This window comes from Virgibacillus sp. GM2-2, assembly GCF_055329585.1.
In genome coordinates this window covers 88025-96498 of sequence record NZ_JBUZWC010000015.1, presented here as the reverse complement: position 1 = coordinate 96498, position 8474 = coordinate 88025, and the positions used below count along the sequence as shown (strand labels likewise).

Sequence of the window (8474 nt, the reverse complement as noted above, 5' to 3'; positions counted from 1 at the left end):
GGTTTTCTTTTTCAAGGAGTCTCCGTATATTCAAGATGCTAAGTTAAGGTGAAAGGTAAAAATTTTAATATCCACCACTTTTTCAGTTGCCCCCTTTCGCACTCCCGGGTCTCACCGATACCATTCCTCCCGCAGGACAAGGAAAGCTTCCCTGAGAAAGCATCGCACGCAGAAAAAGCGGTTTTCTTTTTCAAGGGGTTACGTATATCTCCGAAGCTAACATAGTTCATTACTTGTCACATAAATTGATAGGAGTAGTTATGCCCCAATCTAACTTTATATTTTTGAGTTTTCTCTATCCCTTATTAGTGCCTTAAAAAAAGAGTAAATCATGAGTAACATGATGAATGAAAATGGAAAAGCTGCTGAAATTAAAGCATTTTGTAATGCTTGGAGACCGCCAGTGTATAATAGAACCGCAGCTACCGCCGACTGTATAAACCCCCAAACAAATTTAACCGTTGGAGAGGGTGACAGTGATCCATTTGTCGTCTGCATGCCTAATACAAATGTGGCAGAGTCTGCAGATGTTATAAAAAAGGTTCCGATAAGCATAATGGCTAGTATAGATAAAACAACACTAAACGGAAATTGATCAAATAGCCCAAATAATGCTTGCTCAGCTGGAAGTCCTGCAATATCTGTACCATTATTTTGTGCATTAATCCCAGACATGCCAAATGCAGCAAACCAGAGGAAACTAACAACGGATGGAACGATTAGAACTCCCGACAGAAATTCTCGAATTGTACGACCTTTTGAAATACGCGCGATAAAAATTCCAACAAATGGAGCCCAGGCAATCCACCATGCCCAGAAAAAGACTGTCCAGTCCATTACCCATTTGCGCTCATCCTCCGTATTCGGTGATATGCGTAAGCTTTCGTTTGGAAGTGTTTGTACATAAGAGCCAACTGTGTCTATTAATGAATTGAAAATGTATAGAGTCGGTCCAAGAAATAAGGTGGCAAAAAATAATAGTCCTGCAAGAATCATATTTGCATTACTTAGGTACTTTATTCCTTTACTAAGTCCGGTATGAGCTGAGAGCATAAATAGTACAGTTACGACTAGAATAATCACTAGTTGCACCCAAAAGCCATCTTCAATCCCAAGTAAATAAGTAAAACCACCATTGATTTGTGTAGCTCCAAATCCAAGTGTTGTGGCAACACCGACAATCGTTGCAAATACAGCAACTACGTCTACTGATTTCCCCCATGCTCCTTTCATTCTATCCCCAAAAAGAGGTTCAAGTGTGGCGCTTATTAACCCTGGTTTTCCATGACGAAATGTAAAATAAGCAAGTATTAAAGCTATTATGGCATAAATTGCCCAGGCGTGAATTCCGTAATGAAAGAATGTAATGCGTAATGAATCCTCTAGCGCCTCTATAGTGCCTGGTTCAGCTGTTGGAGGAGTTTTGATGTAGTGTGAGACAGGGGATGCTACACCGTAAAATACAAGTCCAATTCCCATTCCTGCACTGAAAAGCATCGCAAACCATGTGGAGTAACTAAACTCAGGCCTGTCCCCCTGCTTGCCGAGTCTAATTTTCCCAAATGGACTTATAATTAAATACAAACAAATAATAACAAACAGCGTTACAATCAATAAATAGTACCAACCAAAATGAATGGAGATATAGTTCATGATTGTGCCAGATATATCTTCAAATTCTTTCGGTGCAAAAACCCCTAAAAACGATAATAATAATGTGATTGCTAAAGTAATCCAAAAGACGGGAGTTACTTTTTTCATGCTAATCCCTCCGTTCAGTAATACTGTTTTTTATTATTCTCTCGTATAGTTGGTTCTATTCCTTGACTCAAACAAATAAATTCGCTGGTTGTCAACTAACATACCAGCGAATAAAGTTATTTCTGTTCCATTTGATTTTGCGCCATTTTTATCATTTCTTTAACCATATTGCCACCGATTGGACCACCGATCTTTCCTGCTTGTTCAGACGTTAGTTGACCATTCTTGCCTTTATTTAAGTGTATACCTTGCTCATTTGCGATTTCATACTTCACACCATCTGGTTCAGCTTCATTTACATTGTAACCCTTTGCTTTCATAACATCACTCTTTAATCGGTCAAGTCCTTGACGAGCTTCAGGTACCAGTATTTTGTTTTTTCTAGCCATTATTTCACCTCCTTTTTAAGTAGGATTTCCTACTTAATGAAGTTCATTAATGGATAGTTATAGGAAATTACCGTTTAGTAAAACATTAGAAAAACTCGACATACGCTTCGTCCTTAATAGCGAATGCCGAAGTTTATCTATAAGGTCTACCATAATTTATATTTTCTGACGTTATAAAAAAAGAACAGCACCTACCGAGGCACTGTTCATAATTAGTTACTATTCTACTTTAAAAATTTAAACACATGCTCTGCGATGTCCGTGTTATCAATTAATCCAGAGAACATTTCACTCTTCGGACCGTAAGCATAAACTGGAACATCAATGCCAGTGTGTCCACTGGTTGTAAAGCCTACGCCGGCACGTTTATTAAACACTTCAGAAATAGCCGCATAGAGTGTATCAAAGTCATCTTTGCTTGCTGCTTTTTTAATCGATGAAAGCTCTTCTTCAGTAAACTCGAATGATACATATTCATTTAGAACTTCTTCTACAGCTTCTCCGTCAATAATTTCTTTTGCCATATATTCTGGTGTGCGTTCAGCTGCTTTAATTGCTTTTGGATAGAAGTTGTATTCACCATCACGTCCGATAGAAAATCCACCGGTTGAATGATCTGCTGTTAGTACAACTTGTGTATGACCATTTTCTTTAGCAAATTCAACAACTGTTTCAAAAGCTCGTGCAAAGTCTTCCATTTCACTCATTGCACCGACCGAATCATTCGCATGACCTGCCCAATCAATTTGGCTACCCTCGACCATCAAGAAAAATCCATCTTTATCTTGACTTAATTGTTCAAGGGCTGCAGTTGTCATTTCTTCTAGAGAAGGAGTAGATTCCTTGCGGTCAATTGCTTTAGGTAAGCCGACTGGAGCAAACAATCCTAACAATTGATCACTTTCGTTTTCCATTAATTCTTCTGTCGTATTTACGTAATTATAGCCATCTTCTTTGAATTCCTTAATTAGATTGCGATCTTCGCGGTCAAAATAACTTGTTCCGCCACCTAAAATAATATCAACTTTATGTTTACCGTTAATTAAATCGTCAAAATAATCATCAGCAATGTCGTTATAATTGTGACGTGATACGTCGTGTGCACCGAATGCTGCTGGCGTTGCATGATTTACTTGAGAAGTAGCAACAAGACCTGTAGCCATACCGTTTTTCTTTGCTGCTTCTAAAACGGTTCCGACTGGTTCTTTGTCATTATCTACTGAGATGGCACCATTGTACGTTTTGATACCTGCTGCCATAGAGGTGGCTGCGGCTGCTGAATCCGTTACATTTTCTTCCGCATCTTCTGGATACGTTTTAGCCATTCCGACAAAATGCTTGTCGAAAATCGTTTTTTCCATTTTTCTCGTGGATGGATCATCCTTCATGTAGCGATAGGCAGTAGTGTAAGCTGGTCCCATACCGTCACCAATTAATACAATAACGTTTTTTACTTTTCCATTATTGCTTGCATGCTTTTTGTTTTTGTCACTGTCTGCGCTAGTGCTTGTACTAGTAAATCCAACTAGACTTCCGACAATCAACAATAACACTGTAACGAGAATCCATGCTTTTTTTCTCATGCTCATCCTCCTTAATAGTTGTCTTGCATTCACTTTTAATAGTAGGGGAAAATGCTAGAATAGAACATAGTAGATTGGTAGCGAATTATGTAAATATTGTAAAATTAATGTAAACGCTATCATTTGTTTGTAGAAATATAGGATAAAAGGCTGGTAAATTTTAATAAATGATTCAATATAAAGAAAGAATGAACAAAAAAATAGTAATTTATATTGATAGACGAATAGACTAGTAAGAGGAAAAAGGAATTACATTACGGATGTCGAAATTTATTATAGAGGACCATATAAAAGGATAGGTGAGATACATGGAATATATAGCTGAATTAGAATCCTTGTTTCCGAAAGATCGAGTTTCTACAAATGCAACGATTTTAGAGCAACATGGCCAAGATGAGTCTTATCATAAGCCAAGTCTCCCGCATGTGGTAGTTTTTCCTGAAAACACGGATGAAGTGAGTACAGTGATGAAAATAGCAACTAAATACAAAGTAGCGGTTGTTCCATTTGGGATAGGCTCAAGCTTAGAAGGGCATGTAATTCCATATAATGGTGGAATTTCGATTGACTTTTCTTTGATGGATAAAGTTATTGAGGTTCGACCAGATGACTTCTTAGTAAAAGTACAGCCTGGTGTGACCCGGTCAAAACTTAATCAAGAACTGAAAAAGTACGGATTATTTTTTTCAGTCGACCCTGGTGCGGATGCAACCTTAGGCGGGATGGTAGCGACCAACGCTAGTGGAACAACATCAGTTAAGTATGGAATCATGCGAGATCAGGTGAGAGATTTAGAAGTTGTTCTAGCAGATGGAACAGTTATGCATTCGGGAAGTTTAGCTGCCAAATCATCCTCTGGTTACAATTTGAACGGACTATTTATCGGGTCAGAAGGGACACTTGGATGTTTTACCGAATTAACGTTACGCGTTTATGGGATTCCGGAAATGATTATGGCTGGAAGAGCTACGTTTCATACGATAGATGCTGCGGTCGAAGCGGTTGTTCATATTTTATCAGCAGGAATTCAGGTAGCCCGAATTGAATTGGTCGATGAAATGTCGATTAAGCAAGTTAATAAATATAGTGAGACTTCCTATGATGAAATGCCGACGCTTTTTATTGAATTTCGAGGAAATGAAGCAGGTTTAATGCAGGATGTGGAATTTACGAAAGAAATTCTAGGGGATCTGGATAATCATGCATTTGACTTTGAAAAAGATACGGCAGCACGCAATAAGCTATGGGAAGCGCGTCATACAGTGGCTTATGCCTTCAAACACGGATATCCCGGCAAGCAGTTGATGACGACCGATGTTTGTGTACCGTTATCGGAGCTAGCCGGAGCAATTACCTCGGCAAAGCAAGCATTAAAAGAGTTAAACCTTGATGGCGGAATCGTTGGCCATGTAGGTGATGGTAATTACCATACAACACTTATGTTTAATCCAGAAAATCCAGATGAATTAGAACGGGCGGATAATTATAATAAGCACATTGTAGAATACGCCCTTAAACGTGGGGGATCGTGTACTGGAGAACATGGAGTGGGAATTGGAAAAATGAAGTATCAAGCATTAGAGCATGGTAATGCGTTAGAAGTTATGAAGGCGATTAAGAAATCATTGGACCCGGATAATATATTGAATCCTGGGAAAATATTTCACCAGGGTTAATAGCTTAGAAGTTACTGAATTTGGTATATCTGTGTGAATTCTAACGGGCATTACCTTAATAAGGATAGTGTCCGTTTTACTATTTACTAAAAAATAAATTGATATGAATCATTGAAAACTTCTAATTAGGTTAACTCGTCTTATTAATAGGGAGGGGAAAATGTGGATGAAATTATCATGGAGAAAATTGATATAGATGACAAAGAAACAATTATTGATGAAGTAATGAATAATTACGGACAGGAATTACTGCAACTTGTATTTTCCTATGTACATAATAAAACGATTGCTGAAGACTTAACCCAGGATATATTTGTAAAGTGTTATAAAAATCTACATACCTACGAAAAGAAATCGAAATTTAAATCGTGGTTGTGGAGCATTGCAATTAATCATTGTAAAGACTATCTAAAAAGCTGGTACAACAAGAATGTCATTGTCTCTGATGATCATTTATCATACGAAGGCAACAAGAATAAAAGTATTGAGGATACAGTAATTCAGGATGACGAGGATTATATGTTAGCTTCAGCCGTGATGAGATTACCAGTTAAGCATAGAGAAGTAATATATCTTTTCTATTTTGAAGAAATGCAAATCAAAGAAATTGCTGAAATTACTGGTAACAATGTAAATACGGTAAAAACAAGACTAAGACGAGCAAGAAAAATTTTAAAAGAACAAATAGGAGGAATATAAATGGAGGAAGGTTTGAATAAGCTTCGAAATGCTATGAAAAGTACGTTTTTCAGCCAATTGGATTTTTCGGAACAACACAAAAAAGAAGTTCTTAAAAAAGTCCATGTTGATGAGACGAAAGAAGATGAGATCCTTCTTTCAGTTATGCAACTTCTAATACATGAAAAAACGGGATATGAATTGGCACAGCATATTAGAGGAAGAGGTATTCAGAAGTTTGAAGATAATGAAGGATTTTTGTATATATTCTTACATCGGTTAGAACAAAAAGGGTATTTGCTGTCATCCTGGGATGAAGCTAAGAGAAAACAGTATAAGTTAAATAACAAGGGTATTAAGATATTGAAAAAAGCGGAAAGAAACACTTCTGAAAAGGGATTCAATTTAGACCTATTGTTAGAGGTGAGACAATAGTGGGGCAAGATAGAAAAACTTTTTTGGAGGACGTGACAAATCAGATTAAATCAAAAGTAGCACGTGATTTTGTGTCTAGTGAACTTGACTACCATATAAGGAGTGAAAAAAAATTATGGATTGAAAAGGGTATGGAAGAAAAGGATGCGGAGAAAAAAGCTGTTAAACAGATGGGTAGCCCCATACAAATTGGTCAACATTTTAATAAAATACATCGCACCAGGGTAGATTGGTGTTTAATATTATCATTACTCATCATTTTATTCATAGGTTTTTTACCCTTAGTATCAACTTTTTACTTAGATAATTATTTTATTCAGAACAAGGCTGTTATAACTGTTATTGGTATAGCAATAACTCTAGGATTGATGTTCTTTAATTACAACAAGTTAAAAAGGTATAAGTGGTATTTTTACTTTTTTGGATGGGGGTTATTATTTCTTCTTCTACTTTTTCCAAGTGCTATTGTTAATGGAGTTCCATATATTATTTTAGGCCCATTAACAATGAATAGTATAATGGGTTTGCCATTTTTTTATGTAAGTATGCCGGCTTTTCTTGAAAATAACAGAATGAATTCTTGGCTTATAGGCTTCTTATTTCTTATGCCAATTCCTTTATTGTTTTTAGTTGATTTCATACCAACCATCATTATATATGTCACAATGGCATTAGTCATGATTTGGTCGAGTTTCATAGTTAATATAAATAAGATGATTCTAACAATCGTCACTTTTATTTTTACTAGCATTTTATTTTGGTTTAACTCTAGCATTTATATAAAAGAAGTTTTTTTCTCGCAAGAAAACGTAAATGAGGAAGGATTCCTTCTGCAACGAAGCAAAGATCTTTTATTAGAAGCTGGATGGTTTGGGCAAGCAGAAAATAAGGGAATTCCTTTTGCCCACACAGATCTTGCTTTTGTTAGTCTTACTTATCACTTTGGGTGGTGGTTTTCACTTTTTCTTATCGGTATTCTTTTGATTCTGTCAATTAGAATGATATATATTATTCATAAAATAATTGACCCTTTTGGGAAAATGTTAATAGTAGGAGGAGTTACTTTATTTACTGTTCAGTTTGTGTTTAATATTGGAATGATTTTAGGGTTATTTCCTATAATATCTGTTCCGTTACCATTTATAAGTTACGGGTTGATGCCAACTTTATTGAATGCAATTACAATCGGCATTGTGCTGAGTGTATATCGTCGGAAAGATTTAGTTTCAAAACTTTACTATCAGAGATAATAAGTGAGAGTTATTGATCGTTGATCAAAATTGAAAAATCCCTAGAACATGGTTTTATTAACATCTATGTTCTAGGGATTTTGTTATGAAATAAGATATGCTACCAACACATATCTTTTCGGAGCTGATCCAATAAAATCAAACGGATAACATGTTGTAACAGTCAGCGTTGCACGGGGTTTTGGGACAATTACTGTTCGGTCGTCTGCGTCAACGATTCTTACCGTTCGAACTTTATAGGTGAATTTTCCAGCGGAAGTTTGAACGATTAATTTGTCACCTTTTCCGACTTCACCAAGTTTGCGGAATACCGTATCTCGATGTCCAGAAAGAACAGCATTATCTTCTTCACCTGGCAAAACACTTCCTGCAAAGTGTCCGACGCCCTTTTCCAGCTCATCTTCGTCGGTACCATGGTAGATCGGTAGAGTTGCTTGTAATTTTGGGATATATAACTCACCAATATTGTCACCAATTTCTGGCCGAACGGGGTAAAGTACTGTTTGATTTTTTATCGGTTTCGGCTTTTCAGCTGATTCATGTACAGAGGATTCCACTTTATATAGAAAATAACCTTTCGCAAACTTCGCCAAATTTGTTGATGAAAACCATAGTCCAAACAAAATTAATAAAACGGTGAATGAAAGAAGAATCAACCGCTTCTTACGGCTGATTCGTTCCTTTTTTGCTCTTTTTCGCATC

Annotated in this window: 8 protein-coding genes; 4 read left to right on the top strand and 4 right to left on the bottom strand. The window is 36.6% G+C overall.

Annotated features, from left to right (window positions below):
* Positions 1–276: 276 nt before the first annotated feature.
* The 3 genes from ACY9Z2_RS15515 to ACY9Z2_RS15505 form a co-directional block, all read right to left on the bottom strand.
* Positions 277–1761: a BCCT family transporter gene (locus ACY9Z2_RS15515; protein ID WP_463610566.1), complete on the bottom strand. Its 1485-nt coding sequence runs from the start codon at positions 1759–1761 to the stop codon at positions 277–279.
* 116 nt (positions 1762–1877) lie between these two features.
* A complete protein-coding gene (locus ACY9Z2_RS15510) occupies positions 1878–2150 on the bottom strand; it encodes an alpha/beta-type small acid-soluble spore protein (protein ID WP_463610565.1) in 273 nt (90 codons plus the stop codon).
* A 224-nt stretch (positions 2151–2374) separates the two neighbouring features.
* Positions 2375–3739, bottom strand: a complete 1365-nt coding sequence (locus ACY9Z2_RS15505; protein ID WP_463610564.1) for an alkaline phosphatase — start codon at positions 3737–3739, stop codon at positions 2375–2377.
* 302 nt (positions 3740–4041) lie between these two features.
* Between ACY9Z2_RS15505 and ACY9Z2_RS15500 the strand changes: the two genes are divergently transcribed.
* From ACY9Z2_RS15500 to ACY9Z2_RS15485, 4 genes are all read left to right on the top strand, one after another.
* Entirely contained in the window at positions 4042–5409 is a 1368-nt protein-coding gene (locus ACY9Z2_RS15500) for an FAD-binding oxidoreductase (RefSeq protein ID WP_463610563.1), read from the top strand.
* 162 nt (positions 5410–5571) lie between these two features.
* Positions 5572–6108 carry a sigma-70 family RNA polymerase sigma factor gene (locus ACY9Z2_RS15495; RefSeq protein ID WP_463610562.1) on the top strand — a complete coding sequence of 179 codons (537 nt, stop codon included), beginning with the start codon at positions 5572–5574 and terminating at the stop codon, positions 6106–6108.
* Complete coding sequence (locus tag ACY9Z2_RS15490; protein WP_463610561.1) at positions 6109–6522, top strand: PadR family transcriptional regulator; 414 nt, start codon at positions 6109–6111, stop codon at positions 6520–6522.
* Entirely contained in the window at positions 6522–7772 is a 1251-nt protein-coding gene (locus ACY9Z2_RS15485) for an FtsW/RodA/SpoVE family cell cycle protein (protein WP_463610560.1), read from the top strand. Before ACY9Z2_RS15490 ends, ACY9Z2_RS15485 begins: the two co-directional genes overlap by 1 nt.
* An 83-nt stretch (positions 7773–7855) precedes the next feature.
* Here the strand turns inward: ACY9Z2_RS15485 and ACY9Z2_RS15480 are convergent, their stop codons facing one another.
* Positions 7856–8473: a class D sortase, LPxTATN-specific gene (locus tag ACY9Z2_RS15480; protein ID WP_463610559.1), complete on the bottom strand. Its 618-nt coding sequence runs from the start codon at positions 8471–8473 to the stop codon at positions 7856–7858.
* Between the last annotated feature and the right edge of the window lies 1 nt (position 8474).

What these genes read in the sequence shown, in the direction of transcription:
- ACY9Z2_RS15490 (WP_463610561.1), top strand. Translation starts at nt 6,109, where the DNA reads ATGGAGGAAGGTTTGAATAAGCTTCGAAATGCTATGAAAAGTACGTTT.
- ACY9Z2_RS15505 (WP_463610564.1), bottom strand. Translation starts at nt 3,739, where the DNA reads ATGAGCATGAGAAAAAAAGCATGGATTCTCGTTACAGTGTTATTGTTG.
- ACY9Z2_RS15510 (WP_463610565.1), bottom strand. Translation starts at nt 2,150, where the DNA reads ATGGCTAGAAAAAACAAAATACTGGTACCTGAAGCTCGTCAAGGACTT.
- ACY9Z2_RS15500 (WP_463610563.1), top strand. Translation starts at nt 4,042, where the DNA reads ATGGAATATATAGCTGAATTAGAATCCTTGTTTCCGAAAGATCGAGTT.
- ACY9Z2_RS15515 (WP_463610566.1), bottom strand. Translation starts at nt 1,761, where the DNA reads ATGAAAAAAGTAACTCCCGTCTTTTGGATTACTTTAGCAATCACATTA.
- ACY9Z2_RS15480 (WP_463610559.1), bottom strand. Translation starts at nt 8,473, where the DNA reads ATGCGAAAAAGAGCAAAAAAGGAACGAATCAGCCGTAAGAAGCGGTTG.